Origin of the sequence: Streptomyces sp. NPDC046712 (assembly GCF_040645695.1) — a bacterium.
Taxonomy (GTDB): Bacteria; Actinomycetota; Actinomycetes; order Streptomycetales; family Streptomycetaceae; genus Streptomyces.
Genome location: NZ_JBEYYW010000009.1, coordinates 225106 through 251155, shown reverse-complemented (window position 1 = coordinate 251155; position 26050 = coordinate 225106). Strand labels below are relative to the sequence as shown.

Sequence of the window (26050 nt, the reverse complement as noted above, 5' to 3'; positions counted from 1 at the left end):
CGGGCCGCTCGTATGCTCGGTTCATGACGGATCAGCAGCCCGGCCACACGGAACGGCCCACCGAGAACGCCATGCGCCGTGCTCTCAAGCGGGCCAGGGACGGAGTGGCGCTCGACGTCGGCGAGGCCGCTGTGCTGCTCCAGGCGCGGGGAGCCGATCTGGAGGATCTGGCCGCGTCCGCCGCGCGTGTGAGGGACGCGGGTCTCGAGAGCGCCGGGCGGCCCGGTGTCATCACGTACTCGAAGAGCGTGTTCATACCGCTCACCCGACTGTGCCGGGACAAGTGCCACTACTGCACGTTCGTCACCGTTCCGGGCAAGCTGCGCCGGGCCGGGCACGGGATGTTCATGTCCCCCGACGAGGTCCTCGACATCGCCCGCCGCGGCGCCGAACTGGGCTGCAAGGAAGCGCTGATCACGCTCGGCGACAAGCCCGAGGACCGCTGGCCCGAGGCGCGCGAGTGGCTCGACGCGCACGGGTACGACGACACCCTCGCGTACGTACGGGCCATGGCGATCCGCATCCTGGAGGAGACGGGACTGCTCCCGCACCTCAACCCGGGCGTGCTCTCCTGGACCGACTTCCAGCGGCTCAAGCCCGTCGCCCCGTCCATGGGCATGATGCTGGAGACGACGGCGACCCGGCTGTGGAGCGAGCCGGGCGGGCCGCACCACGGCTCGCCCGACAAGGAACCGGCCGTGCGGCTGCGGGTCCTGGAGGACGCCGGCCGCTCCTCGGTGCCGTTCACCAGCGGGCTGCTCATCGGCATCGGCGAGACGTACGAGGAGCGGGCCGAGTCCCTCTTCGCGCTCCGCCGCGTCTCCCGCGCCTACCACTCCATCCAGGAGCTGATCATCCAGAACTTCCGCGCCAAGCCGGACACGGCGATGCGCGGGATGCCGGACGCCGAGCTCGACGACCTGGTCGCCACGATCGCCGTCGCCCGGCACATCATGGGCCCTTCCGCCTGCCTCCAGGCACCGCCGAACCTCGTCGACGAGGAGTACGGACGGCTCATCGGCGCCGGCATCGACGACTGGGGCGGGGTCTCCCCGCTCACCATCGACCATGTGAACCCCGAACGCCCCTGGCCGCAGATCGACGCGCTCGCCGAGAAGTCCCGCGCCGCCGGCTTCGAACTGCGCGAACGCCTCTGCGTCTACCCGGAGTTCGTGGGCCGGGGCGAGCCCTGGCTCGACCCGCGGCTCCTTCCGCACGTCCGCGCGCTCGCCGATCCCGACACGGGGCTCGCGAACCCGGACGCCCCCGTGCGCGGACTGCCGTGGCAGGAGCCGGACGAGGCGTTCACCGCGACGGGCCGCACCGACCTGCACCGCACCATCGACACCACCGGCCGCACGCACGACCGCCGCGACGACTTCGACGAGGTGTACGGCGACTGGGGTGCCCTGCGCGAGGCCGCGGCGCCCGGAATGGTCCCGCAGCGCATCGACACGGATGTGCGCGAAGCCCTCGCGGTCGCCGCCGACGACCCCACCCGGCTCAGCGACGACCAGGCCCTCGCGCTGCTGCACGCGGACGGCCCGGCGCTCGACGCGCTCACCCGTATCGCGGACGACGTCCGCCGGGCGGTGTCCGGCGACGACGTCACGTACATCGTCACGCGGAACATCAACTTCACCAACGTCTGCTACACCGGCTGCCGCTTCTGCGCCTTCGCCCAGCGCCGCACCGACGCCGACGCGTACACCCTGTCGCTCGACCAGGTCGCCGACCGCGCCCAGCAGGCGTGGGACGTCGGCGCGGTCGAGGTGTGCATGCAGGGCGGCATCCACCCGGACCTGCCCGGCACGGCCTACTTCGACATCGCGCGGGCCGTGAAGGAGCGCGTCCCGGGCATGCATGTGCACGCCTTCTCCCCGATGGAGGTCGTCAACGGGGCGACCCGGACCGGGCTCTCGATCCGCGAGTGGCTGACGGCGGCGAAGGAGGCCGGGCTCGACTCGATCCCCGGCACGGCCGCCGAGATCCTCGACGACGAGGTCCGCTGGGTCCTCACCAAGGGCAAGCTGCCGACGGCGACGTGGATCGAGGTGATCACCACGGCCCACGAGCTGGGCATCCGCTCCTCTTCCACGATGATGTACGGCCACGTGGACCAGCCCCGGCACTGGCTCGGCCACTTCCGCACGCTCTCCCGGATCCAGCAGGAGACCGGTGGCTTCACCGAGTTCGTGACGCTGCCCTTCATCCACACCAACGCCCCGGTCTACCTCGCGGGCATCGCGCGGCCGGGCCCGACCGTCCGCGACAACCGCGCGGTCACCGCCATGGCCCGGCTCCTCCTCCACCCGTACATCCCCAACATCCAGACCAGCTGGGTGAAGCTGGGCGCGGACGGCGCCGCCGAGATGCTCCGCTCGGGCGCCAACGACCTGGGCGGCACGCTGATGGAGGAGACCATCTCCCGGATGGCCGGCTCCAGTTACGGCTCGTACCGCTCGATCCGTGACCTCGTCGCGATCGCGGAGGCGGCGGGGAGGCCGTCCCGCCCCCGTACGACGCTGTACGGCGAGGTCCCGGAGGAGCGTGTCCGGGCCGCGACGGCCTCGGACGGCCACCTGCCGGAGCTGCTTCCGGTGCTGGACACCCCTTAGCGCCGGTCGCGGAGGGTGAAGCCGCCGTCGACGACGGGCGCGTCGGCGGCGGGGGCCATGCACTTCGTGAGCAGCGGCTCGCCCTTCGGCGTGGCCCCGGAGAGCCCGATGCGCGCCTCGCCGCTCTTCTCCGGGACGTAGAAGCTCACGCCCATGCGGGTGTTCGGCTCCAGCGCCGTCCGCCAGATGTGGCCGGGGCTGGTGCGGACCAGGCGGCCGGTCACCGTGGCGGTGGGGCCGCCGGTGCTGAGGCAGTCGACCGTGAACTCGCCCCAGTGGACGGTCCCGTCGATTTCATGAGAGATACGGAAGGTGCCCCAGGAGCGGGTCGGGAGGCCGGCGGGGCCGAAGGCGGCATGGGCGTTCACACTGACCCGGACCTCCTCGTCGGCTTCGGCATAGGCCATCCGCGCGTCGCCCTTGAGAGACGAGTGGAGGGGTGCGCTGGCCGATGCCGATGTCGATGCCGATGCCGATGCCGATGCCGATGCCGGGGACGGTTCGGCAGGCACGGGCGCCGCGACGGCGACGGGGGCGGCGACGGCGGCGACCAGCGCGAGCACGGCGGCGGCCCGCAGGGAGTTCTTCAGCACGGTGAGGCTCCGATCGAGGAGGGCGGCAGGTCCCCTTGAGCGTCGCCAACTCCCGTGCTCCCGGGCGTCCGCCGAGGGGAGGGTCCACCTCCGCCGCGCGGGGGAGAGGGGCGTGCGGGAACGGCTCGCGCGGCGCGATCCGTGCTGGAACACTCGGCACATGACCAACGGCGCGCGACCCTCGATGCAGGCGCTGCTCCAGCGGCGCAAGAGAGCCGGGTTCGTCGGACGGCGCAGTGAACTCGCCCTGTTCCGGGAGAACTTCGACCTTCCCGTGGAGGACGACCGGCATCGCTTCGTCTTCCATGTGCGGGGCAACGCGGGCGTCGGCAAGACCACGCTCGTCGGCGAGTTGAAGGACGTCGCGGCGGGGCGCGGTGCCGTGACCGCGTACGTCGACGAGGGGTTGAACAGCGTCCCCGAGGTGATGGCCGAGATCGCCGCCTGCTTCGCCCGGCAGGGTCACCCGCTGAAGACGCTGGACCGTCAGCTCGCCGCCTACCGGCAGCGCCGCCACGAGGCCGAAGTCGCCTCGACCGCCTCGGCGGAGGGTGAGGAGGCCCTCGGGGCGGCGGCCCCTTCGGCGAGCAGCACGGCCCTCGCCCAGGCGGGCCTGATCGGCGCTGGGATGATCCCCGTTGTGGGGGCCTTCGCCGGAGCCGTCGATCCGTCCCGGCTCGCCCACGGCACCGACCGGCTGCGGGCGGTCCTCAGCGCCCGGTTCCGCAACCAGGACGACGTCCAGCTCGTCCTCGACCCGGTGCGCGCCCTCACCCCGGTGATGGTGGCCGACCTGGAACGGGTGGCGGCCGAGGCCCCCTGGCTCGCCCTGTTCTTCGACACGTACGAGCGCACCGCGCCCTACCTCGACGCCTGGCTGCGCGATCTGATCACCACCGAGCGGTACGGAGCGCTGCCGGCGACCACCGTCTTCGTCGTCGCAGGCCGCGACCGGCTCGAACCGGCCTACTGGGCGGACTACGCCGACTTCGTCCAGGACATGCCGCTGGACCCGTTCACCGAGGCGGAGGCCCGGCAACTCCTCACGGCGAAGGGGGTCGTGGACGAGGGCGTCGTCCAGGACGTGCTGCGGCTCTCCGGCGGGCTCCCGGTCCTGGTCTCCACCCTCGCCGAACACCCCGGCGAGGTCGGCACCCCCAGCGCCACCGCGGTCGACCGCTTCCTGCGCTGGGAGCCCGACGCCGCCCGCCGTGCCACCGCCCTGGCCTGCGCGCTGCCCCGGCGCCTGAACGAGGACGTCTTCACCGCCGCCTCCCAGGAGGACCCGGCGCTCCTCGACTGGCTGCGGACCCTGCCGTTCGTCGCCGACCGGGACGGGCACGTCCAGTACCACGACGTGGTCCGCGGCCCGATGCTGCACCTGCGGCGCACCCGCTCGCCCCGCCGCTGGACCGAGGACCACGAACGGCTGGCAGCCGCCTTCGCGACCCGGGCGGAGGCCGCCGGCGAGGGCCTGCCGGAGGACGAGCGCTGGGAGCACGAGAACTGGCGGGCCGCGCGTCTGGAGGAGTCGTACCACCGGCTGTGCGCTGCCCCGCAGACCGCGCTGCCCGCGATGCTCCGTGACGGCGTGGACGCCTGCGACCAGGGTGCGGCGACGGCCCGCCGCTGGGCGCGGGTGTTGGCCGACGCGGGCGAGGACGCGGACGCGGAGGTGCTGCGCCGGTGGGGGCAGGACGCCGTCGCGGCCCTGGAGCACGAGCGGGAACCGTTGGTGACGCTCCTCGGACTGCTGCTGTCCCGGGCGGGGTTCGGCGTCGAGGGACAGGTGACGGCGCTCGTGGTGCGGGGGAAGTGCCGACGGGTGGCCGAGGAGTACGCGGCCGCGACCGCCGACTACGAGAGGGCCCTGGGCCTCGATCCGGACCGCGCCCGCGCGCACTACGGCCTGGCGTTGGTGCGCGCGGAGCAGGGCGATCTGAACGAGGCGCTGGAGGGCCTGAACCGGGCCCACCGGCTGGCCCCCGACGGCAGGAGGATCCTCGTCACCCGGGGCGATCTGTACCGGCGGCTCGACCGTTACGCGGAGGCCGTCGGGGACTGCGACCGGGCGCTGGAGCTCGGACCCGAGGCGGCCGACGTGCTGGCCACCCGCGGGCACGCCACGTTCCTGCTGGGCGACGCACGGGGCGCCCTCGCCGATCTGGACCGGGCCGTCGAGATCACCCCGGACTACTGGTGGGCGCTGCTGCGCCGCTCCGACGTGCGCCTCGCCCTGGGCGACGAGGCGGGGGCGCTGGCCGACCTGGACACGGCCGAGGAGGTCGCGCCCCAGCTGGCGTGGCTGCCGGCCAACCGCGGCTACCTGCACTGGAAGCGCGGACGTCATGAGGAGGCGCTCGCCGAGTTCGACCGTGCGCTGCGCCTCGAACCCGGGTACGCCTGGGCGCTGGGAAGCCGGGCCCTCGTCCTGACCGACCTGGGGCGCCTCGACGACGCGCTCGAGTCCCTGGAGCGGGCGCTCGCGGCACGGCCGGACTACGGCTGGGCGCTGCTGCAGAAAGCGATGCTGCACGCGCGGCTCGGGGACCTCGACGCGCAGTCCGCCGCTCTGGACCGCGCGGTGGAGACGAGCGACGTCTATTTCGTGGCCAGGGCGCTCACCGAGCGCGCCGAGCTGCACGGGCGGGCGCGCAGGCACGAGCAGGCACGTGCGGACGCGGACAGGGCGCTGGAGCTGAGGCCGGACGACTGGCATGCCCTCACCACGCGCGCCCAGGCCCACCGGGCGCTGAAGCGGCCCGAGCGGGCGCTGGCCGACGTCGAACGGGCGCTGGAGCAGACACCGCGCAGCCCGGGGGTGCTCGCTGTCCGGGAGTTCGTCCTGCGGGAGATGCGAGCCGGCGAGGAGGGGCGCGCCCGGTGCGACGCGTTGGCCGCGGAATCACTCGACTCCGCGGACTCCGCCGATCCTGTGGACTCCCCGTCCTCCGCCGACTCCGCGTCCTCCGTGGACGCCTGGATCCGGCGTGCCTCCGCGCGGGTGGCATCCGGACGCCTGGAGGAGGCGCTCGCCGACTACGACATGGCCCTGCGGCTCGCACCGGAACACGCCTGGGCGCGCGAACGCAGGGCTCGCGTCCGGTGCCTTCTCGGTGACGGTCGCGGCGGTCTGGAGGACATGGACCGGCTGGTCGCGGCGGGTGGGTCCGGCGACGCGGCCCTGTGGGCGCGTGGCTATCTGCTCCAGGTCCTCGGCAGATCGCGCGAGGCACTCGCCGATCTGGAGCGGTGCGCGGACGCCGGCTCCGGGTGGCTGACCGGTCGCCGGGCCGTGGCCCTGTTCCATCTGGGGCGCCACCAGGAGGCACTTGACCTCCTGCTGGCCCTGCCGCCTGGCGACCGCCGGGAACGGCTGGGGGCGGGCACATGGGCGCTGCTGCGGCTCGGGCGGCTCCGGGAGGCGCGGGAGGCCGCGGAGCAGGTGCGGGAGTCGGGGCACAAGGAAGGTCTGTTGCTGGTCGCCATGGCGGAGAGCCGTATGCGGGGGATCGAGGCCGCGGGGGAGCTGTGGTGGGCGTACGAACGGCAGCTCGCCTTCACCGTCCCGGACGAGCCGACGGTCGAGGAACTCCGCCTCCTGGTGATCACGCAGGCCGCCCTGGGCCGGTGGGATCAGGCAATGCGCGCGTGGGAGCGGATGCTCGGGCTGCCGCACTTCTGGGCGGACGTCGTCGACCTCCGGAACCTCCTCGTGGAGCTCGCGGACTGCCCCGGCGCCGACACGCCCCGGCTCGACGACCTGCTCGGTCCCGTGAGGGAGAGGACTGCCGCCCTGACTCCGGCCGAGGACGGTGCCGGCCGGCCGACGGGTCCCTCGTCCGCTCCGTGAACCCGCTCTGAGCGCGCCATGAAACCTCGGGTGAAGTGCGGTCAAAACCGGCCCGAAGGGAGTCGGATCACATAACGTTCCGGCCTCCGAACGCGCGTACCCGGTCGATTACAGTGCTGCGGCAGACCTGCGTCAGACCTGCGTCACCGGGGGAGGGCACGTTGTGACCACGACCGCCGCGGCCGTGTGGGGCCGCGCCGAACAGCAGGACTTCCGGGCCCGTGTCCGGGGCTGCCTCCTCGGCGGGGCCGTCGGCGACGCCTTCGGCGCCGGCGTCGCCGCGCTCTCCCTGGAGGGGATCAGAGCCGCCCACGGCCCCGACGGGCTCACCGAGCCGGTCCCCGCCCACGGCAGGCGCGGCGCGGTCACCGCCGCCACCCAGATGACCCTGTTCACCGTCGACGGGCTCATACGCGCCCAGGTCCGCCGCGACACCGGTGCCTGGCATCCGCCCACCGACGTCCACCGCGCCCATCTGCGCTGGGCGGCCACCCAGCGCGAGTGGGGCCCCGACGAGCGGCGTACGGACCTCGGCTGGCTGGGCCGTGAGGAGTGGCTCTACGCCCGCCGCGACCCGGCGCGCGCCTGTCTGACCGGGTTCGGCGACGCGACCCTCGGCACCCTCGACAAGCCCAAGAACCCGCACGCGACCGACTCCGGCGCGCTGGTCCGCTCGGCGCCCTTCGGGCTGCTCGTCGGCTGGGAGCCGCAGCTGGTGTGCCAGCTCGCCGTGGAGTGCGCGGCGCAGACGCACGGCGACCCCGCCGCGTATCTCGCGGCCGGGGCGCTCGCCGTCGTCGTGCACGGGCTCGCGCGCGGCGAGAGCGTGGACGGCTCGGTGCAGCGGGCGCTGGGCCAGCTCGCCCCGCGCCCCGGCCACGAGCCCGTCACGGCCGCGCTTCAGCAGGCACTGGGAGCCGTACGCCAGGGGATGCCGAACGCCGCACGGCTCGGCGCGCTGGGTGCGGACGAGGACCGGGCGGAGTGCCAGCTCGCCGCCGCCGTCTACTGCGCCCTCGTCGGCGAGGACATCCGGCACGGGCTGCGTCTCGCGGTCAACCACGACGGCCCGTCCGCCGTGACGGGAGCGATCACCGGCGCGCTGCTCGGCGCCCTGCACGGCGAGACGGCCCTCCCGCCGGCCTGGCTGGCCGAACTGGAGGGCCGTTCCACGGTCCTGGAGCTGGCGGACGACTTCGCGATGGAGATGACGCAGGGCGCCGCCCTGCACAGCCCCTCGGAGTCCCACCCCGGCTGGCTCGCCCGCTACCCCAGGGGCTGACCGGCACGGTCGCCGGTGGCCTGCGGGGGTACGGCCGCGGCTCCGCCGTCCGAGTGGAGTTTGTCGAGCACCGCGTCGCGCTCCGGGGTGTCCTCCGGCCTGATGAAGCCGATGAGGACGTACAGGACCAGGGAGGTGGCGAGCGGCGAGACGATCTGGATCTGCAGCTCGATGCCGTCCAGGCCGTAGTTGGTCAGCCAGAAGGCGAACAGGCCGGCCGCCCAGGAGACGAGGGCCGCCGTCGGGCCGGACTTCCGGAAGCTGCGCAGCAGACCCAGCATGAACGGGATCGCGATCGGCCCCATCAGACCGGCCACCCACTTGATGACGACCGTGATGATGTCCTTGAAGGCGGGCGAGTTGACCTGGGTGGCGACCGCCATCGACAGGCCGAGGAAGGCGATCGTCGACCAGCGTGCCGCGATCAGTCCGGCCTGCTGCGTCCAGCTGCGCGCCGCCTTGCTCATGACGGGCGCGATGTCGCGGGTGAAGACGGCCGCGATGGCGTTGGCGTCGGAGGAGCACATGGCCATCGTGTGGGAGAAGAAGCCGACGATGACCAGGCCGAGCAGTCCGTGCGGCAGCAGCTGCTCGGTCATCAGGGCGTACGCGTCGGAGGCGTCGGGCTTCTTGGGGTCGACGAGCAGCGGCGCGACCCACATGGGGAAGAAGAGGACCAGCGGCCAGACGAACCACAGCACGGCGGAGAGCCGGCCGGAGCGGGTGGCCTCGTGGGCGCTGGGGGTGGCCATGTAGCGCTGGGCCTGGTTCCACATGCCGCCGCTGTACTCGAAGGTCTTGATGAAGAGATACGCGAGCAGGAACGTCATCGTGTACGGGCCGGCGGTCGGCGCGGTGTGGCCCTGGAGCTCGGGCCGGTCCCAGACGGTCCACAGGGCGCTGAAGCCGCCGAGCTTCGCCATGACGGCGACGAGCATCGCGATGCCGGCGAAGAACTGGATGACGAACTGCCCGAGTTCGGTGAGCGCGTCGGCCCACAGGCCGCCGACCGTGCAGTAGATGCCGGTGATCACACCGGTGATGAGGATGCCCTGGTTGAGGGAGATCCCGGTGAAGACGGAGAGCAGGGTGGCGATCGCGGCCCACTTGGCACCCACGTCGACGATCTTCAGCAGGACGCCGGACCAGGCGAGGGCCTGCTGGGTGGGGAGGTTGTACCGGTTCTTCAGGTACTCGAGCGGGGATGCCACATGGAGCCGCGAGCGCATCCGGTTGAGGCGTGGAGCGAAGAGATGGGCTCCGATGGCGATGCCGATCGCGATGGGGAAGGACCAGGTGACGTAGGACGTGACGCCGTAGGTGTACGCGATGCCGGCGTACCCGGTGAACATCACCGCGCTGTAGCCCGACATGTGGTGCGAGATGCCGGAGAGCCACCAGGGCATCTTGCCGCCTGCGGTGAAGAAGTCGGAGACGTTGTCCACGCGCTTGTGGGACCAGACGCCGATCGCGACCATCACGCCGAAATAGCCGATGAGCACGGCCCAGTCGAGACTGTTCATTGAGCCCCCTCCAGGGGTCCGGTCCGCCTTGTGAACGCCGTTCATGGTGTGGTGAGTTGCAGGGCCACGACAACGCGGAGGAGGGTCAAGAGCACGTAAAATCGTTCTTCTTGTTGACCTGCATTCACATCTCTGAATCCGAATGGGATGAAAAAGGGCCGTACGACGCGCCCGCGCGCACCGTACGGCCCGTGATCCGAACCGGGAACCCTGGCGCTACCGCATCAGTTCTCCCGCGTTGACGAGCAGCGACTGCCCGGTGATCGCCCGCGCCCGGTCCGAGACGAGGAAGGCCGCCGCCTCCGCCACGTCCCCGTCCGTCGCCAGTTCGGGCAGCGCCATCCGCTCCGTGAGCCGCGCGAGCACCTCGTCCTCCGCCACCCCTTCGGTGTGCGCCGTGAACTGCACGTACGCCTGGACCGGCGGGCCCCACATCCAGCCCGGCAGCACGGTGTTGACCCGGATCCGGTGCGGCCCCAGCTCCCGCGCCATCGAGTACATCGCCGAGGTCAGCGCCCCCTTCGACGCCGCGTACGCCGCCTGCCGCACCTGCGAGGGCGCCGCCACGGCCGACTGCGTACCGATCAGGACCACCGAGCCTCCCCGCTCCTTGAGCGCCGGCAGGCAGGCCCGGGTCATCCGCAGCGTGCCGAGCAGGTTGACGTCCATAACCCCCTGCCAGGTGGCGAAGTCCGCGTCCTCGATCCCGCCGAAGTAGCTGTCCCAGGCGGCGACATGGACCACCCCGTCGATCCCGCCGAACCGCTCGAGCGCGAGTGCGGCGAGCGCCTCACACTGTGTCTCGTCGGTGATGTCGGTGGCCCGGTGGGCGGTGTGCCGCCCGTCGGGGTCGATCTCGGCCGCCGACTTGGCGAGGTTGGCCTCCGTGCGCGCGCCGAGGACCGCGTTGCCCCCGTCCCGTACCACCGTCTCGGCGATCCGATGGCCGAGGCCGGCGCCCACGCCCGACACGACCACGGTCTTTCCCTGGAGCAGCATCCGGGTGCCTCCCGACTCTGGCGATCGATCTGACGACCCGTCAGAGTAGGAGCCTCCGGAGGACAAGGGAAGGGGTACGGGCATGAATGACGAGACGTACGCGGAGCTGGCATCGGTCGGGCCGTACGGGGTGCATCCCGGCCACGCGCTGATCACGATGGTCGAACCGCACCCGGGCCACGAGTACGCCTACAACCGCTGGTACGAGGACGACCACTACTACGCGGGCGCCATGGCGATGCCCTGGATGTACGCGGGCCGCCGCTGGGTCGCCACCCGCGAACTCCAGGAACTGCGCACCCCGGAGAAGTCCGCCGTCGCCCAGCCCGTGGCGGCGGGCTGCTACCTCTCCACCTACTGGGTCACCGACGGCCGCTACGACGAGCACATGAAGTGGACCGTCGCCATCAACAAGCGGCTCAATCGCGACGGCCGCGTCTACCGCGACCGTACGCATGTCTTCACGTCCTTCCAGGACCACGAGGCGACCGTGTACCGCGACGGGGCGGCCGGCCCGCGCGACTTCCACGCCCTCGACCACCCCTACCAGGGGCTGGTCCTCCAGGTGATCGACGCGGAGGGGCCGCAGCAGCGGGTGGAGTTGCTCGAACGGCTGCGGTCGAGCGAGCTGCCCCGGCGTCTGGCCGGCTCACCGGCCGCGATGGTCACCGTCTTCCGGCCGACGCCGCTGCCCGGGGACCGGATGACGTACGTGAAGCAGGTCGAGGGGGTCGACACCCGGCTGACCCTGCTGTGGTTCCTGGAGCGCGACCCGCGCGCCTGCTGGGCGGAGCACTTCGCGGACCTGGACGCGGTCGGCGGCGAGTGGGGGCGGGTCGAACTGGTCGCACCGTTCATTCCCACGGTGCCGGGCACGGACCGGTACGTGGACGAACTGCGCTGAAAACGCATACGAGGGAAAAAGCCGAGCCCCCTCGGCCAGGACGGCGGACCGGTCGAGAGGGCTCTTTCCGTACGTTCCGTGGTGCTCTGTACACGGGGGCTCAGAGCGCCCCGTTGCTCACTTCGCCGACGAAGGCGTTCCACGACGCCGAGCCGAAAGCGATGGACGGACCCTCGGGAGCCTTGGAGTCCCGGACCGCAATCGCGGCCATGACGGGGGACTTGACTTCGACGCAGGCCCCGTTCCCGCCGGAATACGAGGACTTCGTCCAGTTGTCCGTAGCGCCCTGAATAATCGCCATGTTCTTCACTCCGGTTCTGCCAGTAGTGTGTCGCGCCAACCTTCATGCTGGCGTGATCGACGCTACTCGCCGGGTCCGCCGCGTGGGGGCGGCGTTCACCCGACCGGATGGCATATTCCAAGTGAGCTTCCGCTGGGGCGAGTCCGGGGTGTACCGTACCGGCCTCTTCCTCGGCGGCCCGGCCGAATGGCTGCTTTCGCACCCGAATCGGAGAATTCGGAAGGGCCGCCGCTTTTCCGCTCTCACCCGGCGGCGTAGGACTTCGCAATGTCCGAGATGAACTCCCGGGTCTGCTCCACATTCAGGGCCTGCGCCCGCAGGTGCTCGTACATCACGCTGTACTTGGCGACATCCTGGGCCTTCTCCAGATAGAGGTCGCTCGTCACGCCCTCGATGTAGACGACACTGGAGTCGGATGTGTCCGGGAATTCCAGGATCGCGTAATGCCCGCTGATGCCCGGATGCGCACCCATCTCGAACGGCAGCACCTGCACGGTGACATGCGGCAGATGCGACTGCTCGACGAGATGCTCCAGCTGCTGGATCATCAGCTGCTTGTTGCCGACCACCCGGCGCAGGGCGCCCTCGTCGATGACCGCCCACAGCCGCAGCGGACGTTCCTCGTCCTTGATCCGGTCCTGGCGCCGGGTCCGGACGGTCACCCGTTTGTCGATGTCGGTCGGTGTCGACTCCGGTAGCGCGCCGCTGATCACGGCCTCCGCGTAGACGTGGGTCTGCAGCAGGCCGGGGATGATCTGCGGCTCGTACACCCGCAGGCTCTCCGCGTCCGTCTCCAGGCCGATGTAGACGCTGTACGGGATGTCGCCGAAGGCGTGCCACCAGCCCTGCTGGCGCGAGTCCTTGGCCATCTGCATCAGCGACTCGACGACCCGCTCGTCCTCGACCTCGTACACCCCGCAGAGGTCGCGGACATCGCGCTGACTGATGGAGCGACGGCCGTTCTCGAGACGGCTGATCTTGGACTGCGACACCAGAAGACGCTCGGCGACCTGCTCGGCCGTCATGTTCTTCTGCTCCCGGAGCCGGCGCAACTCCTGGCCCAATCGGCGTCGCCTGACGGTGGGGTTGACGTTGGACGCCACGGACACTGCACCTCCGGCTGTCGGCTGCGTAGCTGTGAGTATCTACTGCTTGGCAGACTGCCACCAAAGGTGTCGTGTGCGCTGGGAAATGACGACAACGTGTGCGGGGCGGCCGTCATGGCCACCCCGCACACGTCGTCCGTGCGGCTCCCGGATCGGGTTCTGTGGTGCTCAGTGCACGGCGGCACGCGCCATGCTGCCGCGGCGCGGCTGCTGCGGGACGCCGCCCGCGGCACTGCGGCGCGGCTGGGCGGCCACACCGTTCTGGACGTCCATCACGGCGTGCGCCACGAGTCCGCCCATGGGGTCGTGCCGGATCAGGTCGCGCAGCCGGGACCGCGACGACCGTCCTTCGTTCCCCGGGTACAGGTGCTTGCCGAGACCGACCGCGTGGGCCAGCGCGGCGAGCGCCGCGGTCCGCGGGTCCGGCGGTACGCCGGTGCGGATCGCACTGTCCAGCCGGGTCCTGATGTCCCGGCTGATCGCCGTGTCCGTCGCTTGGTAGCGAGTCGTCGGCAGCACCCCGCACATCTGGCCCTCCACGGCATGGACCATGCCGCAGCGCTCCAGATGAGCGAGGTAGATCTGGCGCAGCCCCAGTCGGGGCCCGCCGATCCAGTGGACCGCCCGTACCGGGCTGCCACGCCTGCGCAGCAGCTCCAGTGCGGAGTCCAGAGTCGGATCTCCGGTCGGCCGTGGCATCACCACGGCGATACGATCCCCGTCAGGGGCTATCCGTCCTGCCAGAGCCAGCTCCACTAGCTGTGCTCCGGCCAGGCCGAGGTCGAGCGACTGCGGCTGCGCTGTGGTACCCGTGGCCGGGTCCAGAGCGAGCAGCAGAAGCTCCTCCGGAATTGTTCTGCGGCTCCTGCCCATCCATGCCTCCCCGCGTGGATGAGTCACAGGGTGACCCCTCTCACATTCATCTGTCGAGAGCGCCTGGGTGCTTCGTACGGGAACCAGTAGGTATGTCGTTCTCGTCTAGCACGGGGGCCAAGGGGTTCACACAGGACACTGGTACACGGTTCGGACGTACGCATGACGCATGGAGGAGGCACGGTGGCGGGCGAGTCCCCCGACAAGGCGGAGCAGCAGGAGTCTTCGCAGGAGGCGCCTGGGGGTGGCGGCGGCCGGGATCCGCGGCTTTCCGTGCTCCGTGAGTCCGCGTCCTCGTCGACGACGGGAGCCACGACGGCGTCGCCGGTCCAGGTGGACCAGCCGACGGCCGTCTTCAAGACCCTGGCCCCACGGACCTCCGAGGACGACGCACCGTCCGACGAGGCCGTGTCCGAGGAGGCTGTGGCCGAGGGCGTCGTGTCCGAGGACGCGCCGGCCGAGGACGCGCCGGCCGAGGATGTCGCGCCTGAGGAGGCCGGGTCCGAGGACGACCGGGCCGAGGGCGACGGGGCCGAGGGCAATGGCGAGGGCGACCGTCTGCGGGCCGCTGTGGCCGCGTGGGTCGCCTCCGGTGACGAGGAGCCGGCGACGGCGGACGCGGCCGACGAGGCGGGCGTCACGGACGAGGCGGGCGACGACACCGCCGAGGCCGAGGTCGAGGCCGAGGCCGAAGCAGCCGTGGATGCGGATGCGGACGGCGATGGTGCGGACGAGGACGTCGCCGCCGACGGTGCCGAGCCGGCCGCGGAGGCCCCTGACGCTGCCGCAGATGCCGACGCGGATGCCGGCCGTGAGGCCGAGAAGGCCGGGGACTCCTGGTTCGCCGCGCGCAAGCCGGCCGAGGCAGACAACGAGCCCGAACCCGAGGCGGAGGCGGACGACGAGCCCCAGGCGGAGGAGCCCCGGGCCGACGAGCCCAAGGCCGCCGCCGAGCCTGCCGTCGATCAGCCCACCACCGTGTTCAAGGCCGTACGGCCGCCCGTCGTGGACCAGCCGACCACCGCGCTGAAGATCCCGACGCCTCCGTCGGCCCCGAAGCCCGCGGCCCCGAAGCCCGCCGCCGAGCGCCCGAGCACGTTCGTGCCGCTCCGCGCCGACGCTCCCGCGGCCAAGGCCCCGGAGGCGAACACCCCGGCGGCAAAGGCCCCGGCGGCACAGGCCCCGGAGGCGAAGGCCCCCGCCGCCCCCGTACCTCCGCCGTCGCTCACCGAGGCCGAGCGGACCAGGCAGCAGCCCATGCCGCCGCTGCCCCCGCTCGACCTGCTCGCCGAGCTGACGAACACGCCGCCTCCGCCCCCGACCCCGCTGCGCACCACCATGCGGCGGGTCCGGATCTGGACCCCGCTGGTCGTCCTGCTCCTGATCATCTTTGCAGTCGTGCAGTTCGTTCGACCGCTCCCGCCCCCCACCCTGAATCTCTCCGCCGCCCCCACCTTCACCTTCGAGGGCGGCGAGTTGAACATGCCGTGGCCCACCGAGGGCCAGGGCGCCGCCGAGGTCGAGGGCGTCGGCTCGCTCGGGACGTACGGGGCGCAGAAGCCGGCCCCGCTCGCGAGCGTGGCGAAGACGATGACGGCGTACGTGATCCTCCGTGACCACCCCATCAAGGGGAAGGAGACCGGCCCCGAGATCGAGATCGACAAGAAGGCCGCGGACGAGGCCGGGGCGGAGTTCGAGTCGACGGCGGCGGTCAAGGAAGGGCAGACGTACACGGAGAAGGAGCTGCTCCAGCTCCTCATGATTCCGTCCGCGAACAACGTGGCCCGGCGGCTCGCCCGCTGGGACGCCGGTTCGGAGGCCGCGTTCGTCGAGAAGATGAACGCCGCCGCCAAGGACCTCGGCATGACGGACTCGACGTACACCGACCCGTCGGGCCTGGAGTCGAGCACCGTCTCCACCCCGCAGGACCAGCTGAAGCTGGCGAAGGCGGTCATGCAGTACGACGTGTTCCGGGAGATCGTGAACATGCCGAACCTCACCGTCGACGGCATCCCCGGCCAGATCGAGAACAACAACGCGATCGTGCTGGAGCCCGGTGTCAGCGGGATCAAGACGGGCTCCTCCACGCCCGCCGGCGGCAACCTGCTCTGGTCCGCGAACACCATCATCGACGGCAAGGAGCGCCGGATCCTCGGCATCGTCATGGGCGCCAAGGACGCCCGCCTGCTGCACGACAAGCTCCTGCTGGCGATCGACTACAGCCTCAAGCTGATCCAGGCCGCGCAGAAGGACGTCACCTCCGCCGCCGTCGTCAAGAAGGGGCAGGTCGTCGGCTACATCGACGACGGTCTCGGCGGCCGCACCCCGGTCGTCGCGGACAAGGAGCTCAAGGCCGTCGGCTGGCCGGGTCTGAAGGTCGACCTGGAGCTGACCGCCGGCGGCAAGGCCCTTCCGCACGCAGGCAAGGCGGGCGACGTCGTCGGACAGGTCTCCATCGGCACCGGCACCGGCAAGGTCAGCGCGCCCGTCTCCCTCAAGACGGACCTGGTGGAGCCCGGCTTCGACAAGAAGCTGACCCGACTGGGCTGACGCGAGCGGGCGCCCCGGCTCTCCGGGGCGCCCAGCTGTTAGCGTTCCGGAGACCGAGACGATGCGCGAAGGCAGCACGGGAGAGGGCCGCGAGTGACCACCGCCGAGCCGACACGCGCCGACGAGGGTGCGCAGTCGCGACGCCCCGTGCCCTCGCGAATAAACCTCCCGGCTCCGCGCCCGCCCACGGAGACGACACCGCGTCCGCGGCCCCGGCGACGCAGGCGTCGCTACCCCGTCATGATCGCGACGGGACTGGCCGCACTCACCCACGTGCTGTGGTTCTTCCTGTTCGCGAACAGCGGCGGCGACCTGGCCGCGCAGGACGCGTGGGCCGAGTTCGTCGGTCGCCATCCGGACTCCGCGTACAACCTCGCCTGGTACGGCGGGATGCACCCGGTCTCGTACAGCGTGGTCTCGCCGTACGTGATGTCGGTGCTCGGTGTCCGTACGACGATGATGATCGCCGGCACGGTCTCGGCCGGGCTGACGGCGCTGATCCTGGTGCGGGTGCGGGCGGTCCGCAATCCGCTGGCGTGCTCGCTGGCCGGGGTCTTCGCGTTCCTGTGCAACGCCCTGTCGGGGCGGGTGACGTTCGGGCTCGGCATGATGTTCGCGCTCGGCGCGGTCGCCGCCGTGTTCTGCTGGCCGTACCGCTGGCGCCACAGACGCTGGGCGAAGGCGGCGGTCGCCGCCCCGCTCGCCGGTCTTGCGACCGCGTGCAGCCCGGTCGCCGGGCTCTTCCTCGGGGTCGCGGCGGCGGCGCTCTTCCTGAACAAGCGGCGGCCGGGCGCGTACGCCCTCGGTCTCGCGCCGACGCTGGTCGTCGCGCTGTCCTCCTGGCTGTTCCCCTTCTCCGGTACGCAGCCGATGTCGCTGGCGTCGACGGCGCTGCCGTTCCTCTTCGGAGTCCTGTGCTTCCTGCTCGTACCGCGTGAGTGGCGCACCGTTCGCACCGGCGCGGCCGTGTACTCCGCCGGCACGCTGCTGACCTGGCTGATCGACTCTCAGATCGGGTCGAACGTCTCGCGGCTCGTGATGCTCTTCGCGGGCGTCGTCCTGCTGGCGGCCCTGCCCTACGCGGCACCGCGCTCGCGTCGCTGGTACGCGATCGTGCTGGCCTTCGTGGGGCTGAACATCTGGATCGGATTCAAGAGCGTCGACGACGTCATCCGTACGGCCCCGGACGCGTCCTGGGCGCGCGAGGTCGCACCGCTGATCAACCAGCTGCAGGAGCGCGGCGCGGAGAAGGCGCGGGTGGAGGTCGTGCCGGCCTCCAGCCACCGCGAGTCCTCCGCCCTCACCCCGTACATCAACCTCGCGCGGGGCTGGAACCGTCAGGCGGACATGGAGCGCAACCCGCTCTTCTACGACGACACCCTCAACGCCACGAACTACCAGGACTGGCTGGACCGCTGGGCGGTGCACTACGTCGTCCTGCCGACCGGGGCGCCGGACTCGGGTGCCGAGCGGGAGGCGGAGCTGGTCGGGGACGGGCTGCCGTATCTGAAGCAGGTCTGGTCCGACGCGAACTGGCGGCTGTACGAGGTCGACGACCCGACCCCGCTGGCCGACCCGCCGGCCAAGGTGCGGCGGGCGGGCGCGAACGAGGTCGTGATCGAGGTCGACGCCCCGGGCCGGGTCCTGATCCGTGTCCCGTACTCGCCCTGGCTGGCCCTCCTCGACGAGAACGGCGGCAAGGTCGAGCCGCCGGAGGAGACGGAGGCGTCGAAGGCGGCGCGCGAGGCGTCGCCGACGGAGCTGCCGAAGGTCTTCCTGAACGCGTACGGCTGTCTGCTGAAGACGGAGGCGGACGCCGAGGGCGACGAGTGGACGGAGCTGGTGGCGCCGAAGGCGGGCGTGTACCGGCTGTCCGCGCCGTACAAGTTCTTCCCGCGGGGTACCGCATGCCCGGAGGAACTCCGCTGAGTCGGCCTTAGGGTGTGCCGCTATGGCATGCGAAGAGTGCGACGGAGTGGGCCGGGGCCCGCTGCCGGGGATGTCCTGCCGGCACTGCGCAGGCTTTGCCCGGCCCGGGCGTGGCGGCATCGGGGCCCTCGTGGCCGTGGTGGCCGTGGCCTGCGTGGCGGTGGCTGTGGTGGTGTCACTGGCCGGGGCGGAGGAGCCGCCTCCGGTGGCGGAGAACGATCCGCCGATACGGACGGTGCCGACGAGGAACGGCCCGACGGCGTTCCCGGGCGAGCCCACACCCCCGAGCGCTCCCCCCTCGCCCTCCACTCCTCCCGTCCACGAGAGCTCCGCGCCCCCCTACTACGAGGTGTGGGCGGGCCCGGGGTGCGAGGGCGGCGGATACACGGAGTCGGGCCGGTACGAGGACGGCGACGAGGGCTGGTACACGGTCCGCACGGGCGGCTACCGGGGCGGGGGCTGCGACGGCAGCTTCTCGGCGCTCCCGATGTCGGGCAGCCCGACGAAGGACCACGACAACTCGGCCACCTGGACCTGGCGGGTCGGCCCCACCTACCGCACCTGCGACCTCGCGGTCCACATCCCCCACCCACCCCGCCCCCAGGACGCGGCCGGCGACCCCTCGGTCTACCAACTCCTGGCGAACGGCACTCCGTATGCGACCTTCACCCTGCACCAGCGCGCCCACCCCGGCACCCTGCTCCCCGCCGGCACCTACCCCCTCCACACCCCCACCTTCACGGTCCGCCTCCTCGACCGAGGCCAGGACTGGGGCACCCCGACCCTGGAGGGCGCCCACCACGCGGCGGGCCAGATGCGCCTGACGTGCCGGCAGGCGTAGGGGCCCGCGTCAGCTCGCCGAACGGAGCCGGTCCAGCTCGTCTCCGATCGCTGCCCGCAACGGGTCGTGCCGCGGCCCGAGCGCGAACCGCTCGTCGCTCCACCTGTCCCGGGGATGCAGCCACACCGGCATGCCCACCACCTCCCTCGGCTCCCACTCGTACCGAGGCCAGACGTGCGCGTGCAGGAAGCCGTCGGTGTTCCCCAGGATCTCCAGATTGACCCGCCGGAACGCGGCATCGATCCCCCGACACACCCGCTCGACGGCCTCCCCGAGCCGGTCCATATCGGAAAGAAACGCCAGCCGCTTGGCCCGGGGAAGGTCGGACAGCCGCTCGGCCGCGGGATCGTCCACCAACAGCACCGAGTACCCGGGAAGAAACTGCACATCGCCGATCACGGCGAACCCCGCGTCCAAGCGCCTCAGCACGGTCGGGTTCTCACCCCGCAGAGCGCTGCCGATTCGGTCCGTCCGCCAGTCGTCGACCATGATCAGAAGCTACCTGCTGATGAAGGATCGATGCAGTCCAAAACAGCCGATGAAATGACGCACCGCCAGATGTACCGTGAATGAGCACACTTGATCGAAGTGCACGTGCAAACACAGGGGGATGCATGTCGTTCGAGGAGGAATGGGGTCGGCTCAAGGCTGACGCCCTCCACACACGCGAAGCGAAACTGAGCCTCGCATCGGCGAACAGCGGCGGTTCCGTGGCTCCCGGGTCTCTTCAGGGCGCGGATCTCGGCCTGACCGACGCGCCGTTGCGTTCCAAGGCATCCACTCTGTACACCGTGCGGGGTGAGGCGCGCGACAAGTCGAAGCTGGATGACGCGGAGGCAGTGGGCAAGAGCCACTCCGGCTGGGATGCCGGCACCGCGAGCAATGACTGCGTGGCCGCCTGGCAGAAACGTCTCCACACGCTCGGCGATCTCGTCGAGGACGCCGCCAAGGCGCTGACGAAGGGGATGGACACGCAGATCAGCCAGGACGTGTCCATCGCAGCGGAGTTGAGGAAGTCCGCCGACTGGCTGGAGGACGCCTGATGGTGTCCGTGAACGACCTGGACACGGCGAAGCCCCAGCAGTGGCGGGACGCGGCCGACGACGTACTGCGAGCAGCCAAGCAGTGCGACGCTCTCGCCTCCTACGCGCGCGACGAGATCGCTGCCACCCTGCGGCAGTGCTGGGTGGGTGATGCCGGCCGAGCTGCCCGGGACAAGTTCGTCCAGCACGCGGACGACTACGAAGCCGCGGCACTCGCGCTGCGCGGCATGACGCGGGCCTACGACGACCTCGCAGCCGGCATCGAAGCCGCGCAGCGTGACCTGCAGAGCGGCCTCGACTATGCCCGCCGGCACGGGCTCAAGGTCGACGAGAGCGGGCGCGTCGACTTCGCCCACGCCACCGTGCTCGGCCCGAACAGTCCGGAACGCGAGCAGTTACAGCATGCGCAGACCGTCATATCGGGCGCCTTGGTCAAGGCGGACCAGGCCGACAGGGAGGCAGCTCGAGCACTGCGAACCGTCGAGGGCCTGACGAACATCACCGACCCGAAGCTGGTCAAGGAAGCACTCGACGGCAACAGCCCGCTGAGCATTGCGCTGCGCCTGGACGGCGGCCTGGACGGTGTCCACCCCATCAACGTCCCGCCGAACGTGCTCAACGCCGTGAAACTCGCCTCCGCGGAGACCGGAATCAGCCGCAAACTGCTGCTGGCCATTCTGTGGCAGGAGCAGCAGTGGTACCAGAACCACAACCCTGGATTGCGCGGGCCGCTCACCGAGTTCGGCCGCTTCTTCAACTGGGGACTCACCCTCTATCCCAAGCCGGATAAATCGCTGGGTATCACGCACATGAAGCTGCCCACAGCCCGGTCGGTCATCGAGGAATTCCCGGACCGGTTCCGGCTGACGGACGGCAGGTCCCTGGGCGACCTGAGCGACGCTGAACTCGCCGCCGAGATAGAGGCCGACCCTGAACTCGACGTGCGGCTGTCCGCTCACTACCTGGCCCAGCTCCGGGAGAATCCGTACGGAGCGGACACCGACAAGCAGCTCTTCACGTTGTATGCGGCCGACACGCCGGATGTGCGGGAGAAGAACGAGCAGTACGGCGACGATTCGGACCCGCGTGGAGGCGACATCAAGGCCCGGGGCAGGAACTGGGACGAGATCGAGTCGCATGTGGACGACGCGATGGCGTGGGAGGACCTGACCGACGAGGAGCGCGCCCAGGCCATCGGACAGCTGGAGTCGCAGACACCGGCCGGCCATCACGTGTCCATTGAGCCGATCTACCGTGCCGGCAGCCAGACCACCGGAACCGGTACGGGCAAACCGGAGCCAGGTACGCCGTCGCCGAGCCCTGGCCCGCCTCCCACACCCCCTGGAGACTGACGCGATGAGGAAGGCCGCAGTCACCGGCGCCGCCTGCCTGATGATCCTTGTACTGACCGCGTGTGACGCGTTCACGCGCAGCAGTGCATCGCCCCTGGTGCCCCTGCCCCGCAGCGTGCCGTCGGAGCCTCGCTTCGGCACCGCCGACGACGTCGTGACCGCGCTCGAGCGGGCCGGTGTGGACTGCGAGGTGCTGCGACGGAGGCAGGGCCAGGCCGGCTCCGGCAGCAGTCTCGACTGCGTCTTCGAGGACCAGGGCGCGACGGTGGAGACCGAGATCTCGGTGTTCGACACGGATGTCGTGGAAGAGGGCGAGATCGGCAGAGCGGTCGACAGCCGCAGAACGCCGCCGAACGGCCAGGTCCTCGTGGCAGCGGGCAACTGGTACATCCGCGTTCTGCCGGACGACACCCCCTCCCACGCACTGAAGGTCGCCCGTGCCCTGGACGCCGTCGTGCTGCCGCCGCTGTACCCCCTGCCCGACATCCCGGACACGCCGCGCTACGAGCGGGTCGGTGCGCTCGCCGACGCACTGGACGAGTCGGTCACCTGCACGCGGCGGAAGGAGACCGCGGAGGGGCTGCTGTGCGCGACGAAGGCACGGAGCGACGAGCTGTGCAGCGGCTCTGCGGAAGGTCGTGACGCCGGCCTCAGGCTCCATGCCACAACGGCGGCACGTGACGACTACCTGCGGCTGCTTCTCAGCGAGGAGAGGGTGCCGAGAAACATCGTCACCGCCGGCAACTGGTCGATCCAGTTCTGCGACGCCGAGACCGCGCGCACAGCGGCCGAGAAGCTGAGCGGCGGCATCGTCGTCCACGAGCCGAGGTGAAGACGCGGCGCCGGACCGGTGACTACGACAGGAGGCCGACCGCCGTCCTAAGCTGAATCCCGCACGTGAGGGACAGGAGACTGCGGTGGCCGAGACGACGCCGACCGGGACGACGGTGGCCGAGGTGATGGCCGAGCTGGCCGAGCTCGAGGACCCGAAGGCACGCGCGGTGAACGAGAAGCACGGCGACGATCACGGTGTGAACCTCGGCAAGCTGCGCGCGCTCGCGAAGCGGCTGAAGACACAGCAGGACCTCGCGTACCGGCTCTGGGAGACGGATGACACGGCGGCGAGACTGCTGGCGATCCTGATCTGCCGCCCGAAGGCCTTCGAGCGCGACGAGTTGGACGCCATGGTGCGCGAGACGCGCGCCCCCAAGGTGCACGACTGGCTCGTGAACTACGTGGTGAAGAAGAACCCGCACTCCGAAGAGCTACGCCTCGCCTGGTCCGCCGATCCGGATCCCGTGGTCGCGAGTGCCGGCTGGGCGCTCACCACCGAACGCGTGACGAAGAAGCCCGAGGGCCTCGACCTCGCGGGACTGCTGGACGTCATCGAGGCGGAGATGGCGGACGCCCCAGACCGCCTGCAGTGGGCGATGAACCACTGCCTGGCCCAGATCGGGATCGACCACGCCGAACACCGCACGCGCGCGATCGACATCGGCGAGCGCCTAGAGGTGCTCAAGGACTACCCGACGTCCCCGGGCTGCACGTCGCCGTTCGCGCCGATCTGGATCACCGAGATGGTGCGCCGACAGAAGTAGAAGAGCTCGGGTGGGGCGAACCCTCACCTGCGGTGGATCACCTTGCTGCCGACTGTCTTGTCGTGGAGGCCCTGACCATCCGGGCTGAGGGTGATCGAGGACAGGTGGGCGACGAGGAACACGGGCACGGTGTTGGCCACCAGGTTCGTGACATGCCTCAGCACCGCGGCGCCGTAGCCGAGCCGTGCGCCGTCACTCGCGCGGACCACTTCCATCCCCATCACGCGCTTGCCCGGAGTGCCGCCCCAGCGCGAGACGCACACCGGTGAATAGCCCAGCACGAAGGCGAGGAGCCACACGGCGGCCGCGGCACGCCAGATGGTCCCCGCCGGGTCGTCCGCGACGGCGAGGGCCTCGAGTATCCGGTCCAGCGCGATAAGTGGGCCGAGAACGGCGACCACGGCGATGGGAAGGTCGACGGCGACCGCGGCACAGCGACGCATGAGACCGGCCGGGGCACCCGGCGCCGGACGGTATTTCACGGCTCCACCCACCGACGGCAGAGGACCGAGGTCACTGCCTGAGGTCATCGCCACCTGGTTCTCCTTGCCGCCGGCCGATCGGATCGGCGTGCACTCTAACCCGGGGGTCGCTACGGCGGAGCCCCAGGCTGTGCGACCCGCGCCCACCACGTCGCTCTGTGAATCCGCGCGATTACTTAACGCTAGTATCACGGCGTTGCCGCACCCGCGCGGCGGACCGAGATTGGGGCATCTTCATGGCCATCATCGTCACCTTCGACCTCCCTGGCGCCGGACAGGAGCTTTACGACGCAGTCATCGAACGGGTGACCGGTGGGCAGGGCTTCACGCAGTTCGCAGACCTGCCGAATGCGGGTCTCGTCTCTCACGCGGCGGGGCCGGTCGAGGGAGGATTCCGCGTGACCGAGGTCTGGGAGAGCGTGGAGGCCCTCGAAACCCACGCGAAGACCTTCGGTCCGATCCTGGCCGACCTCGGCCACGCCGACCTGCAGCCCACGATCATTCCGGCGCACAACGTCGTCGTCCGGTAGCCGTGCAATCGCAGCAGTTTCGTGGTCTGGCCAGGATGACCGACACCTCCGGGGTGCCCCGACTCGGATGCCCGCCGTAGGGCTGGCAAGATCCGACTGTGCCAGTAGACCCCTTGCTTGCGGACCTCGATTCCCCGTGAGTCCCCGTCCGTTCTGGCACGAGAGTGGCACGGCCACGGGACCGTTCCTTGGGTCCCTCGATGCGAACTGCGGGCGGTGCGGTCGCTGACGGCTGCTCGGCTGACCATGATCGGCTCGTAGACAGTGCGGTCAAGATCCGGCAGGATCGGCGGATGTCGAAGTGGGAACGGCCGGTGGTGGTCGCCGTATGTGGGTCCCCGGGAGCCGGAAAGACCACCGTTGCTCGCGCAACGGCGCGCCGCCTCGGTGTGCTGTTCCTGACCCGGGATGAGGTCAAGGTCGGTCTCGGGCTGTCCTCCGCTTCCGTCGCCAAGGACGGCGGTGTTCAGCTCAACCCGGACTTCCACATAGCCGGCGGGCCTTTGAGCCTCCGCGCTGAGGCCGTGATGGTCAACGCAGCCCAGCTGCTCGCCTCCTCAGGGGTGAGCTTCGTCGTGGAGTCCTCCGTGTTGTCGCGCAAGCTGCTGGACGCGCTACTCGCATGTGACGCCCGAGTGCTCGCTGTCCACGCCGTCGCCCGCGAATCGGTCATCGACGAGCGCCTCCGCGCCCGGGCGGCCGAAGGCGGGGCGGTCGACCGACAGCTCTCATCTCAGTTCCAGCGAGGCGAGATGAAGCGGTCGATTTTCGATCCGCCGAGCGGAGTCGATGCCGTCATTGAAGTCGATACCTCAGATGATGCTGACCCGGACATCGAACCCATCGAGGCAGCAGTCGTCGCCCTGATCCGGTGACCCAGCGCCGCTCAAAGGCACCCAGCCGGCGCCCACGCCATCCCGGAGCCTGAGGCCCTCGCCGGAGGCAGGTCGGTGACAGATGGAACCGCGGCCGTTGAGGCTCGGCTCATGCCCTTGGGCCTATCCCGTCTTGCAGGGCGGGCGTCGGCGAAGCGGAGCGCAGCCGGGCGCTTGATGAGGTAGAGAAACCTGTAACAGCTCCCCCGTTGAGCCTCGGCTACGCCGTGGTGAGTGCGTCGGCAATGGCCTGCATGTCGTCGGTGATCGCGTCCGCTTGCGCTTCGGCGAACTGGTCGGCCTTGTGGGGCTTGTTGGCGAGGCGCGCAGTTCGCCGGTGCCGGTCAGGACAGCCACGTGTTCCAGGGCCCCGCGGCGGCCTCCTCCGCCGGAGCAACTTCCGGGACGACTGGACCGCTGCCCGTGCCAAGGCCAGCGTCTCCGAGAGCGTGCACTTCCACGACCTCCGCCACACCGGGAACATCCTGGCGTCGAGCGCGGGGGCGAGTACGCGGGAGCTCTTGACGCGGATGGGGCGCGGCACGACCCGGGCCGCGCTGATCTATCCGCACAGGACGAGTGACCGTGATCAGCACATCGCGGGGAAGCTCGGGTAGATGATCCGCCACCTTCTGGCACGTAGATGGCACGGCCGGGATCATGGCGAAGGGCCAGCATCGGGGGAAGGTTCCCCTGAGCTGGCCCTTCTGGCCGTGCCCCCGGCAGGATTCGAACCTGCGACACCCGCTTTAGGAGAGCGGTGCTCTATCCCCTGAGCTACGAAGGCCGGTACGGGCG

At 70.8% G+C, this 26050-nt stretch carries 21 protein-coding genes and 1 tRNA gene; 13 read left to right on the top strand and 9 right to left on the bottom strand.

The genetic code is table 11. The annotated features are described in order from the left end of the window. Positions 1-23: 23 nt before the first annotated feature. Entirely contained in the window at positions 24-2618 is a 2595-nt protein-coding gene (locus tag ABZ939_RS15085; RefSeq protein WP_361853820.1) for a bifunctional FO biosynthesis protein CofGH, read from the top strand. Here the strand turns inward: ABZ939_RS15085 and ABZ939_RS15080 are convergent. Beyond that, positions 2615-3211, bottom strand: coding sequence for a hypothetical protein (locus ABZ939_RS15080; RefSeq protein ID WP_361853817.1), 597 nt, complete (start codon positions 3209-3211; stop codon positions 2615-2617). The two genes, ABZ939_RS15085 and ABZ939_RS15080, sit on opposite strands and share 4 nt — an antisense overlap. A gap of 160 nt (positions 3212-3371) precedes the next feature. On the opposite strand from ABZ939_RS15080, the gene ABZ939_RS15075 reads away from it, so the two are divergent. Together ABZ939_RS15075 and ABZ939_RS15070 are read left to right on the top strand one after the other, a co-directional pair. Next, on the top strand, positions 3372-7064 hold the full coding sequence (locus tag ABZ939_RS15075) for a tetratricopeptide repeat protein (protein WP_361853814.1): 3693 nt from the start codon (positions 3372-3374) through the stop codon (positions 7062-7064). 163 nt (positions 7065-7227) lie between these two features. Further along, complete coding sequence (locus ABZ939_RS15070; RefSeq protein ID WP_361853811.1) at positions 7228-8346, top strand: ADP-ribosylglycohydrolase family protein; 1119 nt, start codon at positions 7228-7230, stop codon at positions 8344-8346. On the opposite strand, the gene ABZ939_RS15065 is transcribed toward ABZ939_RS15070, so the two are convergent. Both ABZ939_RS15065 and ABZ939_RS15060 read right to left on the bottom strand, forming a co-directional pair. Beyond that, the gene (locus ABZ939_RS15065; RefSeq protein WP_361853809.1) at positions 8331-9869 is read right to left on the bottom strand and encodes a sodium:solute symporter family protein; all 1539 of its coding nucleotides are present in this window, start codon (positions 9867-9869) and stop codon (positions 8331-8333) included. The two genes, ABZ939_RS15070 and ABZ939_RS15065, sit on opposite strands and share 16 nt — an antisense overlap. Positions 9870-10085: 216 nt before the next feature. Next, positions 10086-10868 (bottom strand): SDR family oxidoreductase, encoded by a 783-nt coding sequence (locus tag ABZ939_RS15060; protein WP_361853806.1) that lies wholly within the window; start codon positions 10866-10868, stop codon positions 10086-10088. Positions 10869-10950: 82 nt separating this feature from the next. Here ABZ939_RS15060 and ABZ939_RS15055 point away from each other — a divergent pair, with 82 nt between their 5' ends. Then, positions 10951-11772, top strand: coding sequence for a hypothetical protein (locus ABZ939_RS15055; protein ID WP_361853803.1), 822 nt, complete (start codon positions 10951-10953; stop codon positions 11770-11772). 100 nt (positions 11773-11872) lie between these two features. Here ABZ939_RS15055 and ABZ939_RS15050 read toward each other — a convergent pair whose 3' ends face one another. From ABZ939_RS15050 to ABZ939_RS15040, 3 genes are all read right to left on the bottom strand, one after another. After that, a complete protein-coding gene (locus ABZ939_RS15050; RefSeq protein ID WP_361853801.1) occupies positions 11873-12073 on the bottom strand; it encodes a DUF397 domain-containing protein in 201 nt (66 codons plus the stop codon). 242 nt (positions 12074-12315) lie between these two features. Next, the gene (locus ABZ939_RS15045; RefSeq protein WP_361853798.1) at positions 12316-13176 is read right to left on the bottom strand and encodes a helix-turn-helix transcriptional regulator; all 861 of its coding nucleotides are present in this window, start codon (positions 13174-13176) and stop codon (positions 12316-12318) included. A 171-nt stretch (positions 13177-13347) separates the two neighbouring features. Further along, positions 13348-14052 carry a GPP34 family phosphoprotein gene (locus ABZ939_RS15040; protein WP_361853795.1) on the bottom strand — a complete coding sequence of 235 codons (705 nt, stop codon included), beginning with the start codon at positions 14050-14052 and terminating at the stop codon, positions 13348-13350. Between the two features lie 162 nt (positions 14053-14214). Here ABZ939_RS15040 and ABZ939_RS15035 point away from each other — a divergent pair, with 162 nt between their 5' ends. The 3 genes from ABZ939_RS15035 (at position 14215) to ABZ939_RS15025 (ending at position 19372) form a co-directional block, all read left to right on the top strand. Beyond that, on the top strand, positions 14215-16602 hold the full coding sequence (locus ABZ939_RS15035; protein ID WP_361853792.1) for a D-alanyl-D-alanine carboxypeptidase: 2388 nt from the start codon (positions 14215-14217) through the stop codon (positions 16600-16602). Between the two features lie 240 nt (positions 16603-16842). Then, entirely contained in the window at positions 16843-18531 is a 1689-nt protein-coding gene (locus tag ABZ939_RS15030; RefSeq protein ID WP_361853789.1) for an MFS transporter, read from the top strand. A 205-nt stretch (positions 18532-18736) separates the two neighbouring features. Continuing rightward, positions 18737-19372 carry an adhesin gene (locus ABZ939_RS15025; protein ID WP_361853787.1) on the top strand — a complete coding sequence of 212 codons (636 nt, stop codon included), beginning with the start codon at positions 18737-18739 and terminating at the stop codon, positions 19370-19372. 9 nt (positions 19373-19381) lie between these two features. Here the strand turns inward: ABZ939_RS15025 and ABZ939_RS15020 are convergent, their stop codons facing one another. Beyond that, entirely contained in the window at positions 19382-19861 is a 480-nt protein-coding gene (locus ABZ939_RS15020; RefSeq protein WP_361853784.1) for a diadenosine tetraphosphate hydrolase, read from the bottom strand. A 125-nt stretch (positions 19862-19986) separates the two neighbouring features. On the opposite strand from ABZ939_RS15020, the gene ABZ939_RS15015 reads away from it, so the two are divergent. The 4 genes from ABZ939_RS15015 (at position 19987) to ABZ939_RS15000 (ending at position 23365) form a co-directional block, all read left to right on the top strand. Continuing rightward, the gene (locus ABZ939_RS15015) at positions 19987-20415 is read left to right on the top strand and encodes a hypothetical protein (protein WP_361853781.1); all 429 of its coding nucleotides are present in this window, start codon (positions 19987-19989) and stop codon (positions 20413-20415) included. Then, entirely contained in the window at positions 20415-21767 is a 1353-nt protein-coding gene (locus tag ABZ939_RS15010) for a hypothetical protein (protein ID WP_361853778.1), read from the top strand. Before ABZ939_RS15015 ends, ABZ939_RS15010 begins: the two co-directional genes overlap by 1 nt. Positions 21768-21771: 4 nt before the next feature. Continuing rightward, positions 21772-22599, top strand: coding sequence for a hypothetical protein (locus tag ABZ939_RS15005; RefSeq protein ID WP_361853775.1), 828 nt, complete (start codon positions 21772-21774; stop codon positions 22597-22599). Positions 22600-22684: 85 nt separating this feature from the next. Continuing rightward, a complete protein-coding gene (locus ABZ939_RS15000; RefSeq protein ID WP_361853772.1) occupies positions 22685-23365 on the top strand; it encodes a DNA alkylation repair protein in 681 nt (226 codons plus the stop codon). Positions 23366-23388: 23 nt separating this feature from the next. Here the strand turns inward: ABZ939_RS15000 and ABZ939_RS14995 are convergent, their stop codons facing one another. Beyond that, positions 23389-23895, bottom strand: a complete 507-nt coding sequence (locus tag ABZ939_RS14995; protein ID WP_361853769.1) for an RDD family protein — start codon at positions 23893-23895, stop codon at positions 23389-23391. A 188-nt stretch (positions 23896-24083) separates the two neighbouring features. Here ABZ939_RS14995 and ABZ939_RS14990 point away from each other — a divergent pair, with 188 nt between their 5' ends. Together ABZ939_RS14990 and ABZ939_RS14985 are read left to right on the top strand one after the other, a co-directional pair. Next, positions 24084-24377: a hypothetical protein gene (locus ABZ939_RS14990; RefSeq protein WP_361853766.1), complete on the top strand. Its 294-nt coding sequence runs from the start codon at positions 24084-24086 to the stop codon at positions 24375-24377. 293 nt (positions 24378-24670) lie between these two features. Beyond that, positions 24671-25252: an AAA family ATPase gene (locus ABZ939_RS14985; protein ID WP_361853763.1), complete on the top strand. Its 582-nt coding sequence runs from the start codon at positions 24671-24673 to the stop codon at positions 25250-25252. A 714-nt stretch (positions 25253-25966) separates the two neighbouring features. Here ABZ939_RS14985 and ABZ939_RS14980 read toward each other — a convergent pair. After that, positions 25967-26039 (bottom strand) — tRNA-Arg (locus ABZ939_RS14980). Positions 26040-26050: the final 11 nt, after the last annotated feature.